Source organism: Hymenobacter cheonanensis (genome assembly GCF_030581075.1).
Lineage (GTDB): Bacteria > Bacteroidota > Bacteroidia > Cytophagales > Hymenobacteraceae > Hymenobacter.
In genome coordinates, this window is the sequence record NZ_JAUQSW010000019.1 from 1 (window position 1) to 25,185 (window position 25,185).

Here is a 25,185-nt window from a genome sequence, read left to right on the forward strand (position 1 = left end):
ATGGAGATAAAAGCCAGCGAGAAGGATACGCTCACCCCCGGCGAGGCCGAGTTCCAGCGCACCTGGCGCGGCTCCACCTATCACGTGGTGTACACCGTCGAGCAGGCCATTAAGATTATCACCACCCTGCCTTAGTTTCTGCCCAATGCCTGCCACCCTAGATACTGCCACCCTAACCGTTTACCCGACGGGGCTAGCCAATCTCAACGACGCCGCCCGCCGCTTGCTCCTTGGCAAAGCGGCGGTGCTGTTGAGCGCGCCCACCTCTCCGGGTAGCCGGTGGTTACTGCTGCCGGTGGCCGAAACGGGCGAGGGCGCCCTCACCCTCTACGATGACCGTGGCCAGCGGCGCCTGCGTGCCTTCACGCTGGCCACCGCCCTGTTTGCGGCCTTGCCAGCCGGGCAGAAGCGCCTGCGCCTAGCCCTGCAACTGGCCCCAGTGGGGTACTGGTTGGCCCCATTGGCAGAAGTGCAACATAAATCAGCCCCCGCTGCCCAGGCTGCCTAGCCCAGGCCGGAAATTTGGGCTATGTCCGCCGACGCCCCACAACAGACCGCCTACGAGCAGCTGACCGATAAGCAGCGCGCCTTCGTCGATGCGCTTTGCCTGGAGCCCAATATTAGCAGCACTAAAGCCGCCGAAAAAGCGGGTTACAGCAAGAAGAGCGCCCATGTGGAGGGCAATCGCTTGCTAAAAAATGCTAAGGTTAGAAAAGCGCTGGGCGAGCGGCTGAAGGACGTGGCCCCTACGCCTGAAGAGATTGCCCTGCGCTGGGATAGGGTAGGCCGGGCCACACTCGACGACTTCTACACGCTGGAGGAATACGAGGAGCCCACCAAAGTGCTGCGGCCGCTGTACGAGCGCATTGCTGACTTATCGTATCAAGTTGATTTTGAAGAGCGTGTAGCTAGTCGGCAATCCCTCAGCGAGGATGGTGCCGAGCAGCACCGCGCCCGGCAGCAAGACCGCCGCAATGCTATCATTCGGCTTGAGGTTGAGCTAGAAATGAATCCAGCCGCCACCTACTCAGTCGATGGCTCACCTATCAAAAAGCAGCGCTTAGTGCTGGACTTGGTGAAAGCACAGAAGGCCGGCGTGCTCGACCTGGCCCGCGCTATCAAGCCCACCCAGTACGGCATCGCCGTCGAGCTGCGGGACCAAGATGCAGCCCTCGATAAGTTGGTACGCATGGCCGGCGGCTATGAGAAAGACAATGAGCAGAGCGCGCCCAAGATTACGGGCATCGGTGTGACAGTGCGCCGAGCAAGCGAGACGGGAGGTAGCCATGCAGCTTGAGCTAGAAGGTACCGAATTACTAGAAATTGCCTTGGCTAGCACAGCTAAGGTGCAAGTGCATAAGGGCAGCAGCAGCAGTAGCAAAACGGTGAGCCTGGCCCAGGCGCACATTGCCTGGAGCTTTCAGGAGGTAGGTAAAACCTACTCTATTGTGCGCAAAACTATGCCAGCCCTGCGTCGGGGTGCCCTCAAGGACTTTCACATGGCGCTCGACCTATGCGAGGCCTGGCCCTTGTTTGACGAGCACAAAACCAATCTGACTTACACCAATAAGCAGACTGGCACTATGATAGAATTCTTTGCTGTAGACGATGCGCAGAAGGCCCGCGGTCCCCGTCGCGACCGCCTCTGGTGCAACGAGGGCAACGAGCTGACTTACGAGGATTGGCGCCAGCTTACCATGCGCACCCGGGGCAGTATCGTGCTCGACTACAATCCGAGTATGTTGCGGCACTGGATTTACGACGAGGTAGAAACGCGGGCCGACTGCCAGGTGGTGCATTCCAGTTACAAACAAAACCCCTTCCTCACGCCTGAAAACATTCGCGAGATTGAGGTCGATGTTCCCGTGTATGCCCTGCCGGCTGAGGAGCGCGCCAAGCTGCTGCTGGCGGGCTTTGATGTGGCCAGTGGCGAGCTTACCGACTGGCTTGGCACCTACGACGGCAAGGGCGTGCTGCTCAGCGGTGACCCCTTCCGCTGGGCCGTATTTGGCCTAGGCCGGCGGGGCGTGGCGCTGCAAGCCATTTACCCACAGCTCTTCGATAGTGATGGCTTGACGCCTCAGCGACAGCGACGCTTTGGCCTCGACTTCGGGTATAACCACCCACTGAGCCTAACGGAGGTGGAGTATCGCGACCGCCCGGGCCGGGCTGAGTTGCACATCGACCAGCTCATCCACGAGTCCTACCTTACCAATGCGGACGTGGTGGACTTGTTGCCCACCGTCGGCGTGGGGCGGCGTGACCTCATCAAAGCAGACGGCGCCCGACCCGAAGCCATTGCCGACATCAAGCGAGCTGGCTTCAATATTGTGGCCGCCGATAAGGGCCCTGGTAGCGTGAAGGCTGGTATTGATAAGCTCAAAACGGTGAGCCTGCACTTCACCCGCCGCAGCAAGCAAGCTCGTGACCAATTCCAGGACTACCGCTGGAAGCAAACCGCTAGCGGCCTCATCCTCGACGAGCCGGTGAAGGTCGAGGACGATGCCCCCGACTCGGTGCGCTACGCCGCTGTCGACCTCATTGCTGACCGCCTAGCACCTACGCGCCGCAGCGCCCATTCCCGACTACTCTAATGCCCACTACCCTCCGCCTCGTCACGCCCGACGGCACCGTTGCCCACACCCTGCGCGTACCCACGCAGTGGGCTGACGTGACCCTCGCCCAGTTCGTGGCCCTGCATGCTGCCGCGCCCGATGACCACCGCACGGTGGCCGAAGTGCTACTGGGCCTTGAGGCCGGGGCCCTCAACCAACTGGCTGCCGATGACGTGCCGCTCATCGCGGGCCTGCTCACCTTCGCCTCGGACCCGAGCCCGGTGCTGGAGCTGTTGCCCACGCCTGGCCTGCCCGACGTGGGTGGCCTGCCCTATGGCTGCCTGCTGCTCTGCCAGCAGCAGTTCGAGGCCAATGCCGAACGGCCCGACTTGGCTAGCCTGCCCTACCTGCTGGCCGTGTACCGCTGCCAGCTCACTTACGGCACTATCGACAGCGAGCGCGTGGCCAAGCTGCTGGAGCAGCTGCTGGCGGCGCCCGTGACAGAGGTGTACGCCGACGGCGCCCATTTTCTCGCAGCGTGTCGGAACTGGCAGCCCGGCACGCGCCAGACGAAGCCGATGAGTTCGAGCCCGAAGACGAGGAAGTCGATGCGGGGAGTGAGGACCTGGCTGCAAGGTTTGGGGCTGCCCTCTCATTGGACGCGCTCGCCAGCGGCAACGTCCTGAACTACAGCCTGGTGCTGAAGCAGGATGCCGATACAGCGCTACTCAAGCTCACCATGCTGGCGGCCCAGGCTGCGTACCAGCGCCGCCTACAGAAGAACCTCAATGCTAAAACTGAATAACATGCACAACTCCTGCGCCGCCCCTTTAGCCCTACCGGGCCCCACTACCTGCGCTGAGCCCTCGGCCGAGCTGCTACTCGGCAGCCAGGTCGACGCCTACCTCACCGACCTACTAGCCACCATCACGCCCGACCTACTTGAGGCCGATGGCCGCCTGCGTTTGGTGGTGGGCAATGCCACGCTGGCTGGCGTAGTGCGCGGGCTATTGGGGGCCCGAGGCATCACCCACGTCGACGTAGAGGTAGCCGCGCCGGTGCCGGCGGTGACCTATTGGCCTGAGCCCTGGACGCCCAAGATGGCCGCCGCTAAAGAAGCCTACGGCCGCCAGCTGCACCGTGCCCATCGTGGCCCGGCGCACACCCCACCCACTACTAAGACTCGCAAGGCTGCCCGGCGGCAGGCTAAGGCTGGCAGGAAGCATTGCCGATAGCACGGAATAACCTCCCAGCTTCACAATGCCATTTTTCATTAACTGTTCTTCTTGAAAAGTCAATATTCCACAGTCTGCCTTCGTCATCATTCACACTAATAGTGTGTAATCCGATTGCTTCTAACATATCAGACTGTTTTAATCGTTTGCGGCCCTCGGCCTCTATTAAGGTAGAATTCATGCCTCAAAGATAACATGGAAAAGTGCAATTTAAACTATGACTTACGCCCCCACTGTTCATTATTTAAAACGCATAGCTTTAGCTACTGGCGCCGGCTCCTTCTGGTTTGGGAAAGAAGCTCAGAAGGATATTAACTATAATGCGGCCTTCCCGCAAGTGCACCTGTTTCTGATGCCGGCGCCGCTGAGTGGGGCTAACGTCAGCTACCCGGTGCGCCTGTGCTTCTACGGCCAGGATGCGCAGGAAAATGCCCTGAACCTGGCCGACCAAGCCAGCCCCGACAACTCGCTCGCCATTCAGGACGCCATGGACCTGCTGAGCCAGCAGTTTGTGGCCGCCCTGCGCGACGACGAAGAGGAGGTGTTCGACGTGAGCGACGAGGTGCAGCGCATTCCCGTGCTGCGTGAGGGCGCCCAAATCGGCACGGGCTTCTTTGTCAGCTTCACCCTCACCACCCGCGCCGCGGTATGCTAGCCTCGGCCGCCCTCACCTTCGCCCAGGCCGGCCCCGAGCTCGTGGCCAGCGTCATCAAGGCGCTGAAGGAGCACCCGCAGCCCCCGCGCGGCCGCCCGGCCTACATTACCGGGCGCACGGCCAGCCAGCTGGCCGAAACGCACGGCCCTGACTTTGTGGAAGTGACCGGACCGCCGCATCTGCAGACGCTCCTCACCGGCCGCGGGCCCACCAAGAGCAGCACCGCCGGCGAGCCTAAGCTGAGCGAGATACTGGCGCAGTGGGCCAAGGACAAAGGGCTCACCTTTGATGACCCGAATATGACCTTCGAGCAGTTCGGGTTTCTGGCGGCGCGCAAGATGCACGAGGAAGGCAGCGAACTCTACCGTACCCAGCAGCCCAGCGGTCTGCTCGATAAGGTGCTCACCCAGGCCTACCTCGACACGCTATTGGCCCGCATTGCCGCCGGCGATATGGTGGCCATCACCTCGGCCCTCACCCACGCTATTCAAGGAACGTAATGCTGACCCTCACCACCAGCTTCGAATGCCAGGGCGCGGCCGGCTACGCCCACCTGACGGCCATCAGCGGCCCCGGCATCAACTACACCTACTCGCTCACGCGCGCCAGCGATGGCCAGGTAGTAGACCAGGGCGGCATCAGTCGCACGCAGTTGCCGCTCGACTTCGATAGCCTCTACGATGATGAGTATCAGTTGCGGCTCGAAGACACCGGCGATGCCACCAACTTCGGCACGGCCCAGTTTTCGCTCACCTGCGGCTACCCCAACCCTGGCAGCGGCGGCGGCCCGAATGCGCTCACCCTCGACAGCCTAACGCACACCGACGAGACGGCAGCCGGCGGCGATGGCACCGCCACCATTCAGGCCACCGGCGGCGTGGCGCCCCTCACGGCCGAGGTGGTGGAACTCAGCCGCACCCAGCCCGCCAGCAGCGGCCAGCCCACCGAGTTCGACCTGCTGCCGGCTGCCACTTACCGGGTGCAGGTAACCGACAGCAGCACGCCCACGCCCCAGGTAGTCGGCGGCACCGTCACCATCAAGGCTTACGTGGCGCCGGTCATCGGCTGCCAGGATGAGTACGCCGACAACTACGACCCCGCTGCGACCACCGGCGGCACGGCCAGTTGCACCTATACTCCGCGCTGGCGTAGCGCCTGGGGGCCCAGTGGCGTGGCCGTTGCCGTGCCGGCCCTGCCCGGCCAGGTGAAAGCCTACACCGAGGCGAATCTCTTCATCGGGTTTCGGCCCGGCCACCCGCTGGCCGCCGACCGGCCGCTGGGCCCGCCGTTGAAGCTGCGCGCCACCGTTGGGCCGCAGGGCTTCGCCGTGTTTCGGCTGGGGCCGTACTTGCAGCGGGCGCTCGGTGCCAGCGATGGAGCGGCGGGCTACCGCCTCGACCTCAACAGCCCCACCGCGTTCACCGCCGACCTCTACGTGGGCTACGAGCTGCGGCGCCCCACCGGCGAGCTGCTCGAGCACGGCTACGCGCTCAACAGCGCCGTGCCCGACGCTGCGCTACTGCCGCAGGTGCTGAGCCCGTTTGCCGGCGCGGTGCCTGTCTGGCCTGGCTTTGACAGTTATCAGATTGCAGTGAAAGTCACCGATGGCACGCCCTACGGCCGTGGCGTACTCATCAGCGGCCCCGCCAGTGACTTTGACCTGCTGACGTTGCCCTGCCCCACCAACCCGTTGCCCGTGGCCTGGCTGGCCCCGGGCGGCGGCTACGGGTACTGGGTGTTTCAGGGCAGGCCTGTGCTAAGTGATGACGTAGGCGAGGGCCAGAACTTCACCGAGGCTAGCAGCGGCGAGCGCCGCTGGAGCCAGCGCGGCGAGGCGCACGGCACTATCACGGCCAGCAGCGGGGTATTCAATGGCCCACAATTCGGCGAAGGCCTGCGCACGCTCTGGGCCAGCCCCCAGGTGTGGTACATGCCCGACGTGGCCGGCGGTGAGTGGGTGCCCGTGACGCTTGATGGCGGCAGCTTTCCCGTGCGGCGTCTAGGGCTGGCCAGGACGGAGGTAACGTTGAAATTCATCGAGGCTCGGCCTCATTATGTGCAGGGGCAATGAGCAGCAGCAACGAAATCTGGCTGACTGCTAATGGTCACCGTGAACGCCTCGACCTCGACGACGAGACGCAACTGCTGCCCTCGTTCCAAGCCAACGATAGGGCAAAACCAGATTCTATACAAAGCGACTACTCGCCCGAGTTCTCGGTACCCGGCACGGCCCACAACCACCGCCTGCTTAAGCACGCCGCGGCCAGCCAGCCGGCCGTGGGCAGCGCCTACGTGCGCGTGCCGGCCGTGCTCACGTCGGGCGGGGTAGAAACCCTGCCGCTGGCGCTGCTCTACCTCAAGGGCTTCAAGGAAGGCCGCTATTTGCTCCAGCTATTCGGCGGCAACCGCCGGCTCGTCGAGGCGCTCGGCGATAAGAAGTTGGCCGACCTTGACCTCAACCGCTTCAACCACTACTGGACTGCTGCCGAGGTGCTGGCTGGCCTGCCCTACGCGCACTGGGCTAGCCGTGGCTGGGGCTACGAGGTGTACGAGCGCGGCAAGCCGCTCGACCTCAATAACCTCGACCCCTTTACAGTGTACCCCAGCGTAGCCGCCTGGCTTGTCTGGCAGCAAATCCTGGCTGATGCGGGCTTTACGGCCGACAGCCTGCTGACCGAAGCGTTTTTCGCGGCCCTGAATGTGCCCAGCGCTAACCCCTATGAGTTCAGCCAGGCCTACCGCGATGCGCGCCAGCTCACGGCGGGCTACTTCTACGACAGCACGGTTTCGGATGTGCCCTACCACCACCGCAGCGCCTTTCCGGAACAGAAATTAATTTTCAGCTATACCAGCCGCAAGCCCTACCACCAGCCCGACGCCACGACGGCGACCTACTTCGGCGGCACTTACACAGCGGACACGCTGGGCTTTTATGACATCGCCGCCAGCGTGCCTACGTTCCTGGGCATTAACAGCAACAGCCTGGGCCACATCCGCTGCAAGTTTCAACTCAAGGTCAACGGGCAAGTACACTTCGACGGCTTTGGCAGCGATGGCCACGACGAGCTCGAAACCAAGGAAACGGTTACCCACACCTTCACGCCCAAGCTCACGCATTACCTGCTGCAGGCCGGCGATAAAGTGGAGCTGTTCTGGCAGGGCGATGAGCTAAACCTGCCATCGGCCACCCACTGGAGTATCGGCCCCTACGGCGCGCAGGTGCCGCTCGGTGGAGGCCTGACGCTGGCCAGTGAGGTTAGGCTGACCGTGACGCTATTAGCCGAGTTTCCGCCCGGCGGTTTGGTCCGGCTGCAGGACTGGCTGCCCGACATGAAGCAGCTTGACTTTGTGAAAAGTCAGATGCTGCTCGGCGGGCTTACCATTCAGTGCGATGCCTACGAGCCGTACCTGCGGCTCGCCACCGGCGCCCAGCTGCTGGCCAATGTACCGCGGGCCAAGGACTGGACCGCCAAGCGCGATGCCTATACCCAGCCGGGCCGGCTGCCCGAGCGTGAGCTGGCTTTCCGGTTTGGCAGCTACGGGCAGCTGAACTACCTGAAGTGGACCGAGGACGAAAACGTGCTGGCTGGCTACGGCGATGGCACGATTGCCGTGGCCGATGAGGTGCTGCCCATTACCTACGACGTGGCCACATTACCTTTTGCCGCCACCCAGGACAGCCCGCAGGTGGCAGGCCTACTACGGATTCTCAACTTCGAGGTGGCCGACTTCACGGCTAGCACCGTCACCTACAACAGCATCACGGCCAAGCCCCGCATTGTCCTGCGCCAGGCCGATGGGGAACTGGCCGGCAAGCTCATCACCACCCCGCAGGTGGGCAAGCCGGGCGACGGCAACTATGCGCCGGCCGTGCTCACGGCCTTCACTACTACGCCCAGCTACTTTGCCTCGGCGGGGTTGTCGCTGCTGCTCGACAGCACGGTGCTAACGGTGTTTTGGGCTGATTTGCGGGCCATGTTGGATGAGTCACGGCTTATTCGTGAGCAGTTCAGATTGACCGCCCAAGACATTACTCAATTAGATTTCTCCACTCCTGTCTGGCTGGGCGACATGGGGGACTATTACGTCATTTCCAAAATAGAGGAATTCGATGTGCGCAGAAGCACAACTGTCGAGCTGTGCCGCATAAATGCTAGCCACTTACCGCCGCCGGTGGTGCCCAGCAGCGGGGCGGAGTGGTACGAGGGAGAGTTTTATACTGGTGAATTCTTTTAATTATAAAATGCTATGGCTGAAAATGTTGTGGTGTTGCGCGTTAGCCTTGATGAAGGCAAAACGGAGGCGCAGCTTAAGCAGTTGGTTTTAGACCTGGAAGCCACGCGTAAGGCGCAGGCCGCCCTCACGGCTGAACGCAAAGCAGGTACAGTGAGCGATGAGGAGTTTGCCAAGAAAACGGTGGACCTCAAAACCCAACTCAAAGGGCAGCAAACTGAATTTACCAGTACGCAGAAATCGCTCGACCTCTACCGCAAGGCCAGCGGCGACCTGCGCGACACCTACGCTGGTACCCAGGCCCAGCTTTCGTTGGGTCAGATTCAGTTTCAGAAAACGGCGGGCTCGCAGGATTTGAGCACCGAGAGCGCCAAAGCACTCAGCGGGGTCATCGCAGATTTGCGGGCCCAGCTTACGAAGACTGACGAAGCTAACCTACTCTTCGTGCGCAATATCGGCAACTACCCCAAGGGTGAGAGCATCGAGCCGCTGATTCAGCGGCTCGTGCAGCTGCAGGAAATTGAGAAACAACTGCCCGCCGGCAGCCAGCAGGCTATTGCCGCCCAGAAAGAAATCGGTTTTCAGTTCGGCAAGGTGAACGAAGCCGCCGCCTCGGCGGGGCTAGCCCAGAAAGACGTAACAAGCAAGCTCAACGACTACGGCGAGCGCCTGCGCCCCGTGGCGGCCGACCTAGCCAAGCTTACCATTGCCCAGGATGCGGCCGCGCAGTCGGCCGGCAAGGACTCGGCCGAGTACGCCAAAATTGGCTTTGCCATCGGGGCCGCCCGGAAAGAAATTGAGAAGGTGCCGCCCGAGCTGGCCAAGGTGCCCACCGCCGCCGACACGGCTAGTAACTCGCTGCTGGGCGCCTTTAAAAGCACCGGGCTCTATAGCCAGTCGGTAGAGCGCGGCACCAAGTTCATCAGCCAGTTCAAAACAGGCCTCGATGTGCTGAAAGGTGGCTTTAAGGGCGTGCAGGCCGGCGAGGAAGCTGCCACCGAGGGCAGCAAGGTGCTGAAAGTTGGCCTGGCTGAAATCGGCATCGGCCTGCTGATTATCGCCTTTACTACGCTTGTTAGCTACTTCACCCAGTCGGCCGAAGGGATGAAGGTCATCTCAGCCGTATCCTCGGCTTTGGGGGCAACGTTCCAAGCACTCACAGATATAGTGGTTGGAGTTGGAAAATCTATTTTTCAGGTATTGTCTGGTGACTTTAAAGGAGCGGGTGAAACAGTAGGTAAAACCTTCGACGGGGTGGGAAAGAAGATTTTGGACGCCGCCAAAAATGGCTACGAAATAGTACAGCTAGAAAAAGAGCTAGCTAAAGAACGCCGCCAGCGAGAAATCGAAGATGTGAAAGAGCAATCGCGCGTAGCCGTTTTGCTGCGCCTCTCCAAAGAGCGGGGCAAAACCAGCCAGGAGCAGCTAGCAGCCCTTAAAGAAGCTGGCGAGATTGAAGCTGGCCTAACTGGAAAAAATATTGAGTTGTTAGAAAAGGAGCTAGGATTGATTGACCGCAAAATTGCAAAGGCCAGTTCAGGCTCTAAGGGGGACTTATTACAGCAAAAGGCGGATAAACAGAAGGAAATTGCGCAGGCCGTAGCTGGGCAGGATGAACAAAACGCTAAAATTCGAGTGCGTCAATCAGTATTCCTGGAAGAGCAACGCCAACGGAGTCTTGATGACAATAAAGCACTTTATGAGGCTCGCGCCACTCAAGCTGTTAAGGGCACTCAGGCCGAGGCCGACGCTCGCGTACAAGTGTTGCTGGCAGAAAGAGCAAAACAGTTAGGAACCATTGGACTAACAGAAAATCAAAGAGTTGCGATTATTGCTGCCTCTGAACGAGCCATCAAAGAGGTACGTGAACAGTACGCCCAGCAGGCCCTTACCCAGATTGCCCAGCTTGAGCAGCTAGCCCTTGACCGCCGCCTTTTGCGCGTGAAGGCAGGTAGTGAGCAAGAATTAGCGTTGCAGCGCGAAAAGCTGACGGTGCAGTACAACCTCGAAACAAGCCAAACGGGGCTGACGCTACGTAGCAAACTGATTTTGCAGCAGAAGTACGAGGCCGACGTATTGAAGCTTGAGGCGGACAGCCGCAAGGCGGCTGCGCTTGCCGCCTACGACGCCGAGCTAACCACGGTGAACACCGAACTGCTAGCCGTGCGCAAGGGCACGAATGAGGAAACAGAACTCAAGATTGAGGCCATCAATACGCTGCTTGCGAAGGAGTTGGCTAGCCTGTCGGAACGCGGGCAGAATACGGAAAAGGCCGCACTGCTGCGCGCCCGCGCCGAGACAGACATTGACGGGGTGCGGTATGCAGCGGCGCAGCGCAGCCTTGACGCCTACTTACAAGGTGAGCGTAACAGCCTCGACGAGAGCTTTGCCAGTGGCAAAATCAAAGAAGATGAGTACAACCGGCAAATAATTGCCTCTGACGTACTGGCGGCCAATTCGCGCTTGCAGCTAGCCAAGCAGTTCGGCCAGGATGCCGCCGCCGCAGGGCAGCAGCTAGCGCAGGCCAGAATTAAGCAGGCGCAAGCCGTAACGGATGCTGAGAAGCACGCGGGGCAGGTGAAAGACGAGATTATTAGCGCGCAGCTAGCGGCAGCTAACAACTACACCGATACCATTGTGGCGCTGTTCGGAGAAGAAAGTGAGGCCGGAAAGGCAGCCCTAGCTATCAAAAAGGTGCTGGCCCTGGCTGAGATTGGCCTGAACTTGCAAAAGCAGCTAGCGGCCAATTCTTTGGCCGGAACTAAAATCGCTGCCGAGGCCCCGCCCGTTACCATTCCGCTAGGCGCGGCTTACACGATAGCTACGAACGCGCTCGCCATCACGGCCGCCGCCGCCGCCGCCGCCAACATTTTGAAGTTGCAACGGGGCGGCATCGCCCACGGCCCCAGCCATACCCACGGCGGTATTCAGTTGTACCATCAGGGCCGCCCCGCTGGCATAGAAATAGAGGGCGGCGAGCCCGTGCTGACCCGCCGCGTCAGCCAGAACCCGCTGCTGCTGAGCCTAGCGAGCACGGTGAATCAGCTAGCGGGCGGGCGGGCGCTGGGGCCATCCCTCGCCGTTTTGCCGCATCTGGCACTGGGGGGGCTAGCCAAGCCGCTTATCGCGCAGCAACTGCGAAACGGTGTAGCTGAGGGCATCGACTACAACCGGCTAGCCCAGGCCATGAGCAGGCTTCAGGTGAAAGCCACCATTTCAGACGTGCAAGCCGGACTTGACCGCAAGAAATTCACTGATAGCAACAGCAACAGCTAAAAGTCGTTGGGCTTCACTAGCGCCGCCTTGAGGCTAGCCGCCTGCCCGCCCGCCTGCCCAGCCACGGCATCCAATATGCTGCCAGCATACGCCTTCGGCTGGCCTTTTTTGTCATAGTAAAGCCCGTTGCTGCGGTCAAGATATTCTTCGGCTGGGTACAGCTTTAGCTGTGCCTTAGTGGGCGGGGCGGGGGCAGCCGCCGAAGCCACGTAGGGCTGAACCTCAAAATCTAAAAACTCATATTTAGCCCGCCCTTCCTTTACCGTAATATTGACCTGACGCCAGAGGGTGCATTGCATCGAGCCCACCACAGCCCGCGCCGTGAAGGGCAGGCCCACGCGGGCCGCTAGCGTGCCGCTCGTGGCATCCATAGTGCGTTGGTCGGGCGGGCTAACGGGTTGCTTTGCCAGCCAGCGCAGCGCCCGCCCGTAAAGCTCTGCCTGGCTGGCCCCCGGCACCTGCACCACGGCTGAGTAGGTGATTTTGTGCGTTGTGCTGTCCACGGGCAGCGCCGCCTGCTGTCCGCACGCCCGCCCCGCGCCGCCCACGGCTAGCCCCACGACCAAAAGGATAGTTGTTTTCATGCCGGAAAGCTAGCAAATATTTTGTTGCCCAAATTTGTGCAACAAGGCTCCCGGTTGCCCGCTACCGTCTGCCTAGCCGGCAATCCTTGGGCGAGCGCCGCCAGAAAAGGCTTTTAGGGGCTGAATGTCGGCCCACAAAAAAAAGCCCCCGACCTACACAGGCCAGGGGCTTTTACATAGACTCTTTTCAAGCTACACTAATTCCAGGGCAGCTAATTCGCGGCCCACCTCGCGCACCCCATCTAAGATGCGGGTTACTTGCTTAGGTGAGGGCTTTTTGTGGCCTGAAACATACTGCGCGAGTAAGCTTTGCGGCATACCTACTCGGGCGGCTAACGCCGAAGCGTTGATAACCTTGAAGAAAGTGAAGAATTGTGGGAGGTCAAGCGTGATTTGCAATTGCTCGGCAGTAACAGGCTTTTGCTCTGTTGCTTCCATATACAAATTGACAGCTTCTAATGCATTGCTTTTTAGTTCAGCGTAAGTATCGCCAACGGTAGCGATGCCATAGTCATTTGCATAAGCCGAGTAGCCAGTACCAGTCCGTTCGACGGTAATAGCAATTCGCTTATTGGTCATGTGTATTGTGACGGTTAAGTGGGGGTAGTCGGGACGGGAGAGTGTGTATGTAGTATGCATGAAAGCCTGAGTAAGCCGGGCTATTTAAGCCCGGCTTGTTTCAGAATCTTTGCGGCTAGCCCCGTGCCTACCTCCTTGCTGCCGTGGCTTGGATAAATAATAGGCTCAGTATGGTCGGGGTGCCGCAAGATTATGTGACTGCCGGTTTGGCGCTGGATTACCCAGCCAGCAGCTAATAGCTTTCGGAGTAATTCGCTGGATTTCATTAGATTGGCATAGGGGGCTGATGCTGGCTAGGCGTTAAGGCGGTGGTGGGTGCGTTATTGCACTTCAAAGGTAATACATTAATTACCAAAAACAAGTTGCAAAAGGAATAAATTAATTACTTTTTTTTCTGGCTAAGGCCCACAAAAAAGCCCCGGCCGTGGGCGGCGCGGGGCGGTGGAGTTAGAGAGGGAAAATGGCCAGGATGGGGTCGGCTTCGGAGAAGCATTCGGTAGCGCCAGCAAAGGGGCGCTTTGGGCGGTAGCGCAAATGGGCAAAGGTTTCTAAAATTGATTGCTCCCAATCGTAGATGCGAGCGGCGTCCCGGCTAATGTGCTGGGCTATTATTTCGTATTGATACTCATGCATTTTTTCCCTATTCGAGTATCTTTTTTTAATTGAGCGATAAGTTATGCCCACCTTAAAAAAACTCTCAGATTCATTATAAAGATGCAGGAAATAAAGTATTGCGTCTTTATTTGCTGCTTTTTCAATCCAATGAAATCGGCTAGATTCTTTTGCGCACAAGGGGCATCCTGAGCCTCGAAGGTGCGAAGTTGGGGTTTGGTAAAATTCACAATGAATTGGGCATAATATTTTGATTTTATCTTGAGCTGTAAGATATTCTACCAAAGAGTAATCATATTTATTCCCATGAATTGAACGGGCTTTTTCTAAAAAAACAGGTGCTGTATATGTTCGCAATATGGAAACACTATTATTGCCACACGAGGCACATGCATTTCCACTTTTATGACTAGCTGGCGTCTGATTAAAAACTCCATGAGTAGGGCAGATAATTTTGACTTTAGTATGCCCTGAAACATACTCAACTTGAGAATAATCATAGGTGCCAACGCCATGAATGGCTTGCGCTTCCTGAATGAATTGCTTTGCAGAGCTTCTTAAAAAATTTCCCGTGCGCTCGGCCCCGCATGTAGGGCAGCCTCTTCCGGCTATGTGGGCAGATGGTTGCTGCTGGAAAAAACCGTGTCTCACACATTTTATATCAATATAATTTTTGCTATTTACATAATTAATTTGAGAGTAATCGTAGGTGCCAATACCATGCTTAAGTTGAGCCTTTATTATAAACTGCTCCTTAGTTAGCCTAATTTTACTGCTACTGCAAATCTTTGCGCATTTGTAGCATTTCCTACCCGTTAAATGTCCACTAGGCGACTGTTTAAAAGCACCGTGTTCAGGGCAAATGATTTTCACTTTCAACAATGCTCCGATATACTCAACTTGAGAATAATCATAGGTGCCAACGCCATGAATGGCTTGCGCTTCCTGAATGAATTGCTCGCTTGTTTTTTTGGTAGCCATCTTGACATCTAAATTAAGGTTTCTGTATTCTTCAAAAAGAACGTCCCGCTAGGCAGCGCCGCCAGCAGCGGCCCCACCTCCGAGTAGCACTCGGTGCGGCCCCCGAAGTCGGCCAGCGGGGCGTAGCTCAAGGCCGAAAATTCCCGGTGTAGCCGCTGCTCCAGGTCGTACACGGCCCCCGCGTTGTAGCTGCTGTACCGGGCCACGGTGCGCCACCTGTACAGGGTCTTGAGGCGGGAAAAGCGGGAGCTAAGGGAAAAGGTCACGCCCACCTTATAAAAGCTTTCCCCCGGCCCGTACACGCGCACCACATACAGCACGGCCTTGCGGCCGTGCTGCTGGGCAATCCAAGCGGCCCGCGTCATAGCTGGGCGAGCTGCTGTTCTAGGTCTGCGATACGCCCGGCTAGCGTTTCCTCGCTCATGCGGGCCACGCACCTGAGGCGTTCGGCCCGTAGGCCCTCAATCTTGACCGGGGCCATACCGGGCGCGTGCAGGGCCACCCCAGAAAGTAAGGGGGCCAGCTCCCGCAGCCGGGCCAACTCCTGGCGGGCAGTTACTAGCTGCCCATAGACCGCCGTGGCGGTCTGTGCCTGCTGCTCAGTCATGCGGATAAGGCTGGCTGATGTAGTGGGTCACGCGGTACACTTCCCAGGCCGGAGCGCCCGGTCCCCAGGCCAGGCGGTAGGCGTGCCCGCCGTTGTCGCAGGCTAGGCGGATGAGGTCGGGCTCTACCGCTACCACCCGCCCGAGTGTGGGGCAATCGCGGGCGTCGCCTGGCTCTAGCCACAGCAGCACCTCGCCCACCTGCACCACCTCCCCCACGGCCAGCACCTTCCCGGCCAGGAACGTGCCCGTAATGAAGCGCGGGGCCATGTTCTCGTTCCACACCAAAGGCAGGGCGTAGAGGCTGGCAATTTCCTTGGCGCACGCTTCGGGGTCGAGGCCGTAGTGCTGGGGATTGAGCAGGGTGTTGGCCCAGCCCAGGGCGGGGTCGAACCAGTAGTAGCGCTCGTTTGGGGAGTAGCCGCACACCCCCAGCGGATAGCCCAGCTGCTGGGCTATCCGTTCGGAAGAAGTCTGTTCCATCGCTGACTAGGTGCGGGGCTAGGCAGCGGATGAGTAAGACACCTCTTTTTTGCTCCATCCGTCGGCCGGGGGCGTCTCGCCCGCCGGGCCGAGTATCTTGGCCCACAGGTTGCCCACGGTGGCCGTGGCTTCGGCCGTGGTGAGCTGATTGAGCGTGAGTAGCGCGGCGGTCTTTTCGGCCCGGCTGATTTGGTGGGCGTTGGCGAGGCGAATGATTTCCTCTTTCTGCTCGGCCGTGGCGTAGGTAATCGGAGCCGTGACCGGCTCCTGTTCTTCCCGGCGGGCAATCTCCCGAACCGTGTTGCGATACCACTTTTGGAGCGTCGCTAAGTCCTGGCAAGCCAGGGTGCGCTGCATGGCCGTGTCGTACTCGGCCGTGGTGATGAGGGGGTGGCCCACCAGCATATCCATGATGGCGCGGCGGTGGGCGGAGAGTTGGGCGCCAATAGTGGCGACCTGAATTACATTTTCCATGTAATTTTGGGGTGTGGTATGGGTGTCGAAACCCCACCTAGTAGCAGCCCTGGCCGGGGCTGTTGCGTTGGGCCAGTCGTTTGCGCGGCTGGCCTTTTTGCGTTCTAGTCGGTGAGTGCCCTCCCTTTGAGGACATAACAAAGATAGCAAGTAATTTTCTAGAAACAAGCTTGAATTAGAAAATAATTAAAGCTTTTTTATTGCTAATTTCTAGAAAATAACTTGTATATTTGTCATGTCAAAACCCGGATACTCAATGAAGCCAGCCACCGCCGCCGCCGACAAGCCCGCCCGCAAGCCGCAAGTCAACCTCTCTCTCGAAGCCTGGGAGAAAGACCTATTTGAGACGGTAGCCAAAGCGCGGGGCAACGTGGGGGTATCGGCGCTGCTACGGCTGCTGGTGGTAGACGAGGCCCGCCGCCTGGGCATCCCAGTAAACCCGACCTAGCCCCCGCTGCCGCCCGCCCTACGACCTAGCCCTTCACCGATACCCGCCGAGCGCGGGGCGGGGGAGTGTGTTTTTTTGTAAAAAAGCCATAGCATATAGCCCTTGCGGAGTAGCTTCGAGCCGTGAAAAAAGCTTACGCACTAACTCTGTTGGCCATTGCAGCCTGCTCCTCCACGCCGACAACTCAGTACTCTTTTGCCCTTGACCAGCGGGTGAGTGCTAGGCTACCCTTTAAGCCGTATCTGGTCGAAGCCCGCGACCTGCCTCAGGTAGCGCACGCTGGCCGCGTGCAGGTATGGCGACTGTTTACGAATGGGGGAGATTATGAATTAACGCGTACTGTACATCCAGCCGGTAGCTTTTCCGCCCGTGACACAGCTTTTTACGCCAAACTAATACCTCTACTAAAAAGGGCGGGGGCACACGATATCACTTCTCGCCCTTTCGCCGTGAATGGCATTGCTGGCCGCGAGTTCACCTATTATACCGTGCACTCCACTCCAACATACATTCGTTGCTTCGCGCTAGATTCAGTTAGCTATGGGGCTGCTTTTTTCCCAGCGCGACAGCTTGGATTATTAAGTCTCAGTAATAACAAACGACGTGATGATTTCTTCAACTCTATCACCGTAAAGCCCTAGTACTCGCACCCTCTCCTTTACCGATGCCGAGTACGAGAAGCTAGGCGAGCTAGCCACGGCGGCGCGGCTGGGGCGGAGCGAGTACATTATTGAGAAGCTAGGACTGGATAAGTAATTAGCGTATGACTTCAAAGGCTTACTTTACAATCGCAAGCGTGTTTATTGCGCTTTACTTGCTTACGTCCTTTGGCGTAATCGCTGGCCTACCTGAGTGGGTGCATCAGGTTTGCACCCTCATCTTCGCTGGCGCCATATTTCTAGGCATTAGAAGGAAGAAACAAGAAGAGTCTAGCCAGTACTAGCCCGCCGCCTGGGCGTAGAATAGGGCCTAGCCCGCACCCCGTCTAACCCGCAACCTACCCGCCGAGCGCGGGGCGGGGGAGTGTGTTTTTTTTATAAAAAAGCCACCTGCCCCATTCAATCCGAGCCCTAGTATTTATCTTCGCTGGCGAAGGTCGTGCCATGTGCTGGTGGGCGTTGAGGCTAGTAATAGCCCAGCACGCTTAAAGCCTGAATCTGCCGTAAAGCAGGGGCAGGCGGCTGCTCCGAACTAGTGGGTTACCACGATGAAGCCTCTGATTTTGCCAGTCAGAGGCTTCTTAACTTATGCCTCACCCACACTTCTAAAAGCCAAAACCGCCCGCGCTCGCATCAGGATTCGCGGCTAGCGGGCTAGCCGAACGAAAAAGCCCAGCTCGTAAGGCTGGGCTTTTTCATGTGTATTAACAACCTAATTGTTAACTGATTTAATAAATTCATACACCACATTGCCAAGTACTCCACAACTGGCGCTCTCGACTATAGAAGCAATTTTTGCAAGAAGTGCTGGTTGCGTCTGTTGAATGGTGACAAGCGAAGTTCTGGCTTGCTCTTGTGCTTCTACCGTTGCAATACCAGATAATAAATTATATTCTAAACTGCGCACAGCATTTAAGGTAATCTGATTACCTTGTGCTTCTCTCAATAAATCTTTAAACAAATTTGTACTGTGTCCAATCTGAGCTAACTGAAGCTGGTTGTGGGATGCAACTTGGGCACCTGATAAGTCTATCAGCGAAACGATTTGCTTTCCTTGTATTTCTATTTGCTTGTCTTTCGCGTTTATCTGCTCGGCCTGTCTTGACATTATGCCTCTAAACTCTCCAATCATTTTTTCGTAATTATTTATAATATAATTATTTTTCTCACTTTCTATCCGCAATAGTCTCTCTGTTGACCGCACTTCTGCATCAAGTAAATCAATTTTTGCCTCAAGTTTAGCTGCATGCAGCTTGTTGTCAAATATTGATTCTGCTGGTGCCTTTTTACTTACAACCAAGAAGTATTTTTCTAATACTTCTTCAACTGTATCTGTCTCACCATTAGGGAGTTCAATGTGCATGCGCACTCTGTTGCCCTCCTGTTCAATTCGAACTTTAGCATTGATGCCAGGGTACTTATCTCGCAAGACTTCTCCAAAATTCGACAGGGCCGTTACTCCTGCTTGATAATATTGTGGAGGAAATTCAATTGCACGCTCAATAGAGTTATGGTTAATTTTTTCAGATATATCTTCTATGTCGATATTAGATTCTATGTTAGAGAAAAATAGGATAACAAACGGAAGGTCAGTTGTTGGCAATAGAAGCTCATCTAATTGCGCAAGGCAATTTGCCTCTGTGTATGGCCTACTTGACGTTTCATTGAAGGGGCTAATAGATAGAATGTCGTCTGCTGGAACTAATAAAACAAACAAGTCTATAAGTCCAAAAGCTTTGGCCTGTGGCCCGTCTACATAAATAAACTTGGCTAAACCTGTATTCGTTATACTATTAGCTACTAACATTCTTACAGCCACCCTATTTTTTACGCTAGGAATATTTACGCCTCCTGCTTTAGCGTTTTTAGATTTTCCCTGTACAGACCTCCAGCCATATTTTCTAATATCATTCCTCCATGCCATTGACAGGTTTAGGAATACATTATAGTCAGTACGAATTTTCTGGGGGTCTATTCTTCTGATTGATTCACTAATATCTGCCCATTCGGCACTCTTTTGCTGGGTTAAATAGTTCCAACCATCATTGAAGCTGAGTACGCGAACCGGATACATAAAGGGAGTGTGTAAGCGAATTTTAACGTGAACATACAGCGTGATAAACGAACAGCCCCGACCTACCCAGGCCGGGGCTGTTATTTGTTTCTACTGACCTACTCCCGCCAATACTTCTCGCACCTGCTGCATCATCGCCTCGATTTTCTGCGCTATTTCCTACTCATCCGGTCCCTGGGCCAGGGGCTAGCCACGCGGCGCCGTGTGCGCCGGCCTGGTTAGCCCCCGGCACCTGCACCACGGCCGAGTAGGTGATTTTATGGGTAGTGCTGTCTACAGGCAAGGGTTGCTGCTGCGCCCGCCCAGGGGCCGCTACGCCCACGGCCAGCAGCCCAGCAAGTAAGAGGTGTTTCATCCTGCCAAAGTAGCGCCAGCAGGCTAATTTGGGCGAAGTGCACTATAATTTTCACCCACGAAAAAGCCCCACACTTCACAAGTGCGGGGCCAAAGTAGAAGTGCGCAAGAGCTACACAGTTGCCTCAGCTTTCACACGCCCAGGGCGCTTCTTCGGCGTACCGTCAGCCTTTCTACCAAAGGGGGCTTCTGCATCAGCATTAGTAGCCCGGCGCTCTTTTTTCGCAGGCGCGGCCCCGTCGAGGATAGCGTACACATTCGCTACTTCGTGGCCCACGTTGGTTAGTAGGTTTTCAATACGGGTCAGGGTCTTGCGAATTTCCTTTTCATTCGCCGTATTGGTTTCTGCTTTATTGAGCAGGAATTGTAGCTCGTTTAGGTTGATTGCCATATTAAGTAGGTAATTGGTTTTGCAATAATACGAAGGGATTGGGGAAGTAGGTTATGATAGAATATTGATAGTTCATAAAAAAGCCCCACCGGGTTGGGGTAGGGCGTATTGCTCTGCGTACGGTGCAACTCAAATTTGGTGTAATGAGCGCCGCGATAGTGCAGCGTTTTCATTGAAAAGGTTTTCAATCAGGAATCCAGAGCTTGTAATCTAGAGATTTATTAAGTATTTTGCCATAAGCAGTAACTGCAATGGTTTGCCCAACAGCATTTAACACTAGCAATGCCAATGTCCCCTGATGCATCATTGCAAACAATTTTTCCATATAATCACCAAATGTGCTTAAATAAATCTGCATCTCTCCAGTACTCATTACATTACCCAAGAAAAGCGTTTTAATTCTTATCTTGGTTTCTTGACTTATAGAAAATTCTACAATATTCTTCTCAAATACATCTTCATCCATGTACCCAATTTGAATCTTATCTTTGTCATGTAAACAATTGACAAACAAGCCTGGACATTGAGTATTTACTGACGTAAAAGTCATTTCCAAAATATCCTCTATCTCTTTTTGCGTAAATCCTTTGCTAAATAAGCCTTTATACCGCCTTTGCCAGTCGACCAAGTAATCCTGCTTTTTTGGCAAAAGCAATCCGCAATTACATCCTACGATATGAGCTAAATCAGAACCTCCTATGCGCAATATTTCCACTAAAGGCTTAATATCAGAATCGCACATTGATTTGAATGATTCTAATGAATTAATTCCCACAACAGTAACAGATAGAACAGCGAAGCTCAATACTATCATATTTATTTGATTGTTTGTTAGTTTACCTATAATTGATAAACTCTCATCCAATGCAATTTGCAAAACTGTTCTTTGGGGCTGATTTGTGCGCTCTATTAGAGTATTAACTAATAGTTCTGCTAAAAACTTATCTCCTGTTTTTATGTATTCCTTTTGCGCTGCTACTATTGCCATCTGTATGCCTGGCTGCTGAACAGCTTCGACAAGTGCTGGATTTCTAGCGGCTAGCCCGTTTAAATAATCTGTCGTCATTTCTTCTGCTCGTATTCTAGCAGTAGCAAGCGCTTGCTCTGAAAACTTGATGAAATTCTGCTCCATTACGAGCATGATCAGGTCTTTTGCCTCTGCAAAGCTCAAACCTATTTTATTGATGGTGATATTGTTAGCGGCCTGGTAATTTTCTGAGCCTTCTGCGCCAAGTTGAGTAAAATCCTTGTTATTCATAAAACTACTCAGGATTTAGAATTGATAGTCATGTCGCCACCCGCTTGGTAGTTAGTAGAATTGTCACCGCCACGCTGGCGTATAGCGGGCAGCCTAGGCTTTGACTTGCGCTCGACAACAAATAGCGTCAGAAAGCCACCTAAGCAACCTAAGGCAGCAGCAATCGGCTCGTAGTCGGGATGCTGCCAAGCCCAGCCTACGCAGACTAAAAAGCCCGCAGCAGCAAGAATTTTAAGACAGAGAGTAAGAAATTTATTCATGGTTCTCCAAGCTACGAAAAAGCCCCGACTATTAGGCCGGGGCTGGGTGGTATAGAAGCGGGGAAGGGTGCGGCTAGGACGTGGGCGGAGTTACAGCCTTTAGGAATTGCTCACCATACACAGTAATACCAAGAGCAGTATTCCCTCTGAGCGTTGGCGCCGGCCCGAATACCGCCGTCACAAGCGCATCAACAAGGCGAAGGCGAAGCAGATTGTCCAAGCTTAAGTTTAATTGGGTCGCATCCCACTTAAGCTGAGAAGATAAATAGTCTACATCAAAGAGTCGCGGAGGCTGTTCATCACTCCATTCATACTCAGCGTAAATCTTAGTTAACAGAGAAGCATCATCTGCGCTTAGCTGGCGCAACACTTCCGCAAACCCTGGCTGCACCGCTACCCGTTGCGCTGGGTCAGCGGCATTCGCCAGCAACGCCGCCCACTTCTCGGCCAGGGTGGGGTCGGATTCCAGGCTAGCCGCCTGCACCAGCGGTAGCAACAGCTTCGGCTCTACGGGCTGGGGCTCGCGGCCCACGGCGGCCAGGTGGGCCGTGGCCCTGGCGCCGAGCTGCTGGGCCTGCTCCCAGGCGGCTTTGCCTATTGCCTCAGCGGCGGGGCCGACGAACTTGCCTAGGAATGCGCCGCCCGTGGCTACGGCTAGGGTGGTTAGAGGGTCGGGCATGGGGTACAGATTAGGTGAGCAAGGTAGGAAAAAGAAGCCCTGCTCTTTTAAGAGACGAGATAGGGCTCAGATATGCTTCATAACACTGCGGTAGGCACGAGTACTAGTAGAATCATTTTCATCGTAATCATACAGTATAAGGTCTGGTATCTTTTGCGTACTAATAATACGCTTCTCTTTATTATCAGAACTTAAGAAAAAATAGTAATCGCCGGCCTTACCTAAGTATTTAAAAGGCAGCTTTACTTTAATGCTATCAGATGACGCATTGAGCTGAGCATAAGAAAAATGCTTATTCTTGCCAATGCTTTTTGCGCTATTCTTACCGTATGAGTAAGAAGAAAAAAAAGAAATAATGACAAAGATAGCACTCCATTTAATAAGAAAAAATGGAGTAGGACTTTTTAGGGCCCATGCCCAATGGGATTTTATTACAATAAATAGGAGTTCTAAAACGAAAAGAATAAGCATAGCTGCTACTGCCGGGCCTATCCAATTAGTTGTTGAATTAGGAATTTTGTCATTGAATAAAAAATAAGCAAATGCAAGCCACAGTACTGATAATAAAATATTAATGATCCTTTCACTGAATCTCTTTCTAATTGTTAACACAAGCCAGTCAAGCACTTTATTGCCAATAATTAGCATAACCCCTACTACTAGCACTCCAGGCAAAGCATAGGCAAATCCCTTAACCAAATCCTGTACTCCGTAATAGCTAATAGCATCAATATCAAAATAGCCCCAATATCCCCAATAATATGCAAGAGAGAGGACTATTAAATAGGGGATTGATAATAGCAAAGTCTTTTCAGCCACTTCAAGTCTTTCCTTCATTGGTATTTCTATTAAGATAGTGCGAAGTGAGAATACTATGCTGAGCAAGGTATGAAAAAAGCCCCAGCTCTACATAAGCTGAGGCTTCCTCACCCACGGGGCACCCGCCCCAGCATCCGTAGTCGCACCGGAAGCTAGGCCGGGCCGTACAGCGCGAATGGATAGATTAGGGCCTAACCACTCTCATAATAGCATCTGCCAACTCCTCTATATCGCTGCTGCTACCCCCCAACTTGTCAATCAGCCAGTAGTTGCCTTGGGCAGCTAAGTCGCTCTCACTGATGTTGTGCCAGACCGGAATAAGTTTGTGGCTGTCACCAATAGCATCCTTTACCGAAAAGCTATTCAGTTCTCGCTTGGCCCAACGCTCATTTGCTAGAAATGCCTTACTGAGAATGAGCACTCCATACCGGCACTCTGCAATTCCTTCGTTGATTTTTTCGGTAAGGCTATCCCCTAAGTTGAGCGTGTACTTATCCAGCCACACTTTCAGTCCACGAGCCGTAAGTGCATGGTATAATGGCTCAGCTACGGCCGCTTTATCGGCTGAGTCGTGGCTGATAAATACATCTGGGCGGCGGGCCGCCCACTGCTTCTGGTAGTAGCTAAGGTCGCGGACTCTTGGCCTAAGGTCACGAGCCTCAAAAAAAGCTCTGACATTCTCGGCTCCAATTGGAAGTTCAGGTGCGTAGATGTAAACACTGCGGTTATAACCTAAGCGATTTGGTGCATGGTTGAAACGAGGCACATTTGCGTGCATTTTACTGCCAACAATTCTGTCAGCAAGACTATCAGCGATAGCCCGCACGCACCGGTGCATCTGAATCAATTGCTCTTCATTAACTATTAATTCCTTAGGAAATACTGCAATCGTACTGTAGCTAGCAGTAAAATCAAGTAGTGCGTAAAGTCCGAAAGGAAAGGTGACTAAGCTACTGGGTTTCCCTAACACTCGAAACTCAGGGTCTACTATCAATGCCTCGGCTGTTGGCAAATCACTTTGCAGGCGAATCAATGGAGTATAATCTATTGAATTCGGGTCAAATTGTGTCACAGAGTTCGAGATTGCGGGATTAAAAAATGTCTATTTCCTTTGAGGCTCAATGCCTAGGCGGCGGGCTTCGTTGAGTAGCATCTGTATTGCTCTGCTAGCTCGCTAAGCGCGCATTGCATCCGTTTTCATCCTACCAGTTCAAAAACAATTTGCCCTGCCCCGAGGTGGGCTATTGCTTTCATATCAGCAATAGTTAAGCATTTGGCATTTGCTAATACGATACGGGCTCCAGAGCCCTTTGCCAGCAGGGCGCATGCTTTGAGGTCGTCAGTGGTGTAATGGCCTGCATCAATATGAACGCCACCGCCAAGGTGAATGAGTTGTTTGAGGTCAGCTATAGTTAGCATAATGAGTGGGCTATGTTTTGCGACAGCCAATATACAGCCTACACGGGCGGGCAAGCTTTGGCTTTTGAAAATTGAAGGAGTGATGTAAGTTCACAGAAATGGCCCCACCCAGATGGGCAGAGCCAGCGCAGTGGCATTACGAGGCGGCAGCCAGTCTGTGGGCCTTCGTGTCAGGCTATCACCCGAAGCAGTCTAATTATGCCCATCGGCCGCACCCCTAGGCGGGTGCGCTGCGTTGCTAAGGTACGCAGGCCCAGCGGGCGGCTTTTTTATAAAAAAACACACTCCCCCGCCCCGCTCTCGGCGGGTAGGTTGCGAGTTAGGCGGTGGGGCGGGCCGTGGGTTACTTCAGGCCCAAGCGGCGGGCCTCGTCGTGCATCAGTGAGCGAGCCAGCGCTGACAGCTTGAGCCCACGAGCTTTGCCGACCTTATCAAATAGCTCCCGCTCTTCCTCGGTGAGCTTGATATTGATTTGCGGGCTACGAGGGGCAGGTGTCTTTTGAGATTCCATAACACAAATGTAGTCTAGACTTTATTATAATAAAAGGAAAA

General features: G+C 55.1%; 31 protein-coding genes. 13 read left to right on the forward strand and 18 right to left on the reverse strand.

What is annotated here, in order from left to right; genetic code table 11:
• Positions 1–145 precede the first annotated feature (145 nt).
• The 6 genes from Q5H89_RS22505 to Q5H89_RS22530 are packed head-to-tail and all read left to right on the forward strand — an operon-like array spanning position 146 to position 3,790.
• The gene (locus Q5H89_RS22505; RefSeq protein ID WP_305021588.1) at positions 146–508 is read left to right on the forward strand and encodes a hypothetical protein; all 363 of its coding nucleotides are present in this window, start codon (positions 146–148) and stop codon (positions 506–508) included.
• 21 nt (positions 509–529) lie between these two features.
• On the forward strand, positions 530–1,297 hold the full coding sequence (locus tag Q5H89_RS22510; protein WP_305021589.1) for a terminase small subunit: 768 nt from the start codon (positions 530–532) through the stop codon (positions 1,295–1,297).
• Entirely contained in the window at positions 1,287–2,594 is a 1,308-nt protein-coding gene (locus Q5H89_RS22515; protein ID WP_305021590.1) for a PBSX family phage terminase large subunit, read from the forward strand. Before Q5H89_RS22510 ends, Q5H89_RS22515 begins: the two co-directional genes overlap by 11 nt.
• Positions 2,594–3,241 carry a hypothetical protein gene (locus Q5H89_RS22520; RefSeq protein ID WP_305021591.1) on the forward strand — a complete coding sequence of 216 codons (648 nt, stop codon included), beginning with the start codon at positions 2,594–2,596 and terminating at the stop codon, positions 3,239–3,241. The genes Q5H89_RS22515 and Q5H89_RS22520 overlap by 1 nt, the downstream gene beginning before the upstream one ends.
• Positions 3,211–3,360: a hypothetical protein gene (locus tag Q5H89_RS22525; RefSeq protein ID WP_305021592.1), complete on the forward strand. Its 150-nt coding sequence runs from the start codon at positions 3,211–3,213 to the stop codon at positions 3,358–3,360. The genes Q5H89_RS22520 and Q5H89_RS22525 overlap by 31 nt, the downstream gene beginning before the upstream one ends.
• The gene (locus tag Q5H89_RS22530) at positions 3,344–3,790 is read left to right on the forward strand and encodes a hypothetical protein (RefSeq protein ID WP_305021593.1); all 447 of its coding nucleotides are present in this window, start codon (positions 3,344–3,346) and stop codon (positions 3,788–3,790) included. Before Q5H89_RS22525 ends, Q5H89_RS22530 begins: the two co-directional genes overlap by 17 nt.
• On the opposite strand, the gene Q5H89_RS22535 is transcribed toward Q5H89_RS22530, so the two are convergent.
• On the reverse strand, positions 3,762–3,971 hold the full coding sequence (locus tag Q5H89_RS22535; RefSeq protein ID WP_305021594.1) for a hypothetical protein: 210 nt from the start codon (positions 3,969–3,971) through the stop codon (positions 3,762–3,764). The genes Q5H89_RS22530 and Q5H89_RS22535 overlap by 29 nt on opposite strands.
• 36 nt (positions 3,972–4,007) lie before the next feature.
• Between Q5H89_RS22535 and Q5H89_RS22540 the strand changes: the two genes are divergently transcribed.
• From Q5H89_RS22540 to Q5H89_RS22560, 5 genes are read left to right on the forward strand one after another with little or no spacing between them, the layout of a single operon-like run.
• Positions 4,008–4,445, forward strand: a complete 438-nt coding sequence (locus Q5H89_RS22540; RefSeq protein ID WP_305021595.1) for a hypothetical protein — start codon at positions 4,008–4,010, stop codon at positions 4,443–4,445.
• Positions 4,439–4,945 (forward strand): hypothetical protein, encoded by a 507-nt coding sequence (locus Q5H89_RS22545; RefSeq protein ID WP_305021596.1) that lies wholly within the window; start codon positions 4,439–4,441, stop codon positions 4,943–4,945. The genes Q5H89_RS22540 and Q5H89_RS22545 overlap by 7 nt, the downstream gene beginning before the upstream one ends.
• A complete protein-coding gene (locus Q5H89_RS22550; RefSeq protein WP_305021597.1) occupies positions 4,945–6,516 on the forward strand; it encodes a hypothetical protein in 1,572 nt (523 codons plus the stop codon). Before Q5H89_RS22545 ends, Q5H89_RS22550 begins: the two co-directional genes overlap by 1 nt.
• Positions 6,513–8,681 carry a hypothetical protein gene (locus tag Q5H89_RS22555; protein ID WP_305021598.1) on the forward strand — a complete coding sequence of 723 codons (2,169 nt, stop codon included), beginning with the start codon at positions 6,513–6,515 and terminating at the stop codon, positions 8,679–8,681. The genes Q5H89_RS22550 and Q5H89_RS22555 overlap by 4 nt, the downstream gene beginning before the upstream one ends.
• Positions 8,682–8,693: 12 nt before the next feature.
• On the forward strand, positions 8,694–11,954 hold the full coding sequence (locus Q5H89_RS22560; protein WP_305021599.1) for a hypothetical protein: 3,261 nt from the start codon (positions 8,694–8,696) through the stop codon (positions 11,952–11,954).
• Here the strand turns inward: Q5H89_RS22560 and Q5H89_RS22565 are convergent.
• The 7 genes from Q5H89_RS22565 to Q5H89_RS22595 form a co-directional block, all read right to left on the reverse strand.
• Complete coding sequence (locus Q5H89_RS22565) at positions 11,951–12,538, reverse strand: DUF4468 domain-containing protein (protein WP_305021600.1); 588 nt, start codon at positions 12,536–12,538, stop codon at positions 11,951–11,953. The genes Q5H89_RS22560 and Q5H89_RS22565 overlap by 4 nt on opposite strands.
• A 192-nt stretch (positions 12,539–12,730) precedes the next feature.
• On the reverse strand, positions 12,731–13,117 hold the full coding sequence (locus Q5H89_RS22570; protein ID WP_305021601.1) for a type II toxin-antitoxin system HicB family antitoxin: 387 nt from the start codon (positions 13,115–13,117) through the stop codon (positions 12,731–12,733).
• An 80-nt stretch (positions 13,118–13,197) separates the two neighbouring features.
• Positions 13,198–13,383: a type II toxin-antitoxin system HicA family toxin gene (locus Q5H89_RS22575; RefSeq protein ID WP_305021602.1), complete on the reverse strand. Its 186-nt coding sequence runs from the start codon at positions 13,381–13,383 to the stop codon at positions 13,198–13,200.
• A 181-nt stretch (positions 13,384–13,564) separates the two neighbouring features.
• Positions 13,565–14,710, reverse strand: coding sequence for a GIY-YIG nuclease family protein (locus Q5H89_RS22580; RefSeq protein ID WP_305021603.1), 1,146 nt, complete (start codon positions 14,708–14,710; stop codon positions 13,565–13,567).
• Positions 14,711–14,718: 8 nt separating this feature from the next.
• Positions 14,719–15,075, reverse strand: a complete 357-nt coding sequence (locus Q5H89_RS22585) for a GIY-YIG nuclease family protein (RefSeq protein WP_305021604.1) — start codon at positions 15,073–15,075, stop codon at positions 14,719–14,721.
• A 234-nt stretch (positions 15,076–15,309) separates the two neighbouring features.
• The gene (locus Q5H89_RS22590; RefSeq protein ID WP_305021605.1) at positions 15,310–15,798 is read right to left on the reverse strand and encodes a hypothetical protein; all 489 of its coding nucleotides are present in this window, start codon (positions 15,796–15,798) and stop codon (positions 15,310–15,312) included.
• Positions 15,799–15,816: 18 nt separating this feature from the next.
• On the reverse strand, positions 15,817–16,272 hold the full coding sequence (locus Q5H89_RS22595; RefSeq protein ID WP_305021606.1) for a hypothetical protein: 456 nt from the start codon (positions 16,270–16,272) through the stop codon (positions 15,817–15,819).
• Positions 16,273–16,507: 235 nt separating this feature from the next.
• Between Q5H89_RS22595 and Q5H89_RS22600 the strand changes: the two genes are divergently transcribed.
• Entirely contained in the window at positions 16,508–16,720 is a 213-nt protein-coding gene (locus Q5H89_RS22600; protein WP_305021607.1) for a hypothetical protein, read from the forward strand.
• A gap of 122 nt (positions 16,721–16,842) precedes the next feature.
• Entirely contained in the window at positions 16,843–17,361 is a 519-nt protein-coding gene (locus Q5H89_RS22605) for a hypothetical protein (protein ID WP_305021608.1), read from the forward strand.
• Positions 17,362–18,091: 730 nt separating this feature from the next.
• Here Q5H89_RS22605 and Q5H89_RS22610 read toward each other — a convergent pair.
• The 10 genes from Q5H89_RS22610 to Q5H89_RS22655 all read right to left on the reverse strand — a co-directional run bounded on the left by Q5H89_RS22610 (position 18,092) and on the right by Q5H89_RS22655 (position 25,144).
• On the reverse strand, positions 18,092–19,453 hold the full coding sequence (locus tag Q5H89_RS22610; protein ID WP_305021609.1) for a hypothetical protein: 1,362 nt from the start codon (positions 19,451–19,453) through the stop codon (positions 18,092–18,094).
• A gap of 163 nt (positions 19,454–19,616) precedes the next feature.
• Entirely contained in the window at positions 19,617–19,808 is a 192-nt protein-coding gene (locus Q5H89_RS22615; RefSeq protein WP_305021610.1) for a hypothetical protein, read from the reverse strand.
• A 111-nt stretch (positions 19,809–19,919) separates the two neighbouring features.
• On the reverse strand, positions 19,920–20,198 hold the full coding sequence (locus Q5H89_RS22620; RefSeq protein WP_305021611.1) for a hypothetical protein: 279 nt from the start codon (positions 20,196–20,198) through the stop codon (positions 19,920–19,922).
• Positions 20,199–20,382: 184 nt separating this feature from the next.
• Positions 20,383–21,456: an LPO_1073/Vpar_1526 family protein gene (locus tag Q5H89_RS22625; RefSeq protein WP_305021612.1), complete on the reverse strand. Its 1,074-nt coding sequence runs from the start codon at positions 21,454–21,456 to the stop codon at positions 20,383–20,385.
• Between the two features lie 8 nt (positions 21,457–21,464).
• The gene (locus Q5H89_RS22630) at positions 21,465–21,716 is read right to left on the reverse strand and encodes a hypothetical protein (RefSeq protein WP_305021613.1); all 252 of its coding nucleotides are present in this window, start codon (positions 21,714–21,716) and stop codon (positions 21,465–21,467) included.
• A gap of 73 nt (positions 21,717–21,789) precedes the next feature.
• Entirely contained in the window at positions 21,790–22,395 is a 606-nt protein-coding gene (locus tag Q5H89_RS22635; protein ID WP_305021614.1) for an Abi-alpha family protein, read from the reverse strand.
• Positions 22,396–22,461: 66 nt separating this feature from the next.
• Entirely contained in the window at positions 22,462–23,232 is a 771-nt protein-coding gene (locus Q5H89_RS22640) for a hypothetical protein (protein ID WP_305021615.1), read from the reverse strand.
• Positions 23,233–23,398: 166 nt separating this feature from the next.
• Positions 23,399–24,286, reverse strand: coding sequence for a toll/interleukin-1 receptor domain-containing protein (locus tag Q5H89_RS22645; RefSeq protein ID WP_305021617.1), 888 nt, complete (start codon positions 24,284–24,286; stop codon positions 23,399–23,401).
• Positions 24,287–24,411: 125 nt separating this feature from the next.
• Positions 24,412–24,633: a hypothetical protein gene (locus Q5H89_RS22650; protein ID WP_305021618.1), complete on the reverse strand. Its 222-nt coding sequence runs from the start codon at positions 24,631–24,633 to the stop codon at positions 24,412–24,414.
• 343 nt (positions 24,634–24,976) lie between these two features.
• Positions 24,977–25,144 carry a hypothetical protein gene (locus tag Q5H89_RS22655; protein WP_305021619.1) on the reverse strand — a complete coding sequence of 56 codons (168 nt, stop codon included), beginning with the start codon at positions 25,142–25,144 and terminating at the stop codon, positions 24,977–24,979.
• Between the last annotated feature and the right edge of the window lie 41 nt (positions 25,145–25,185).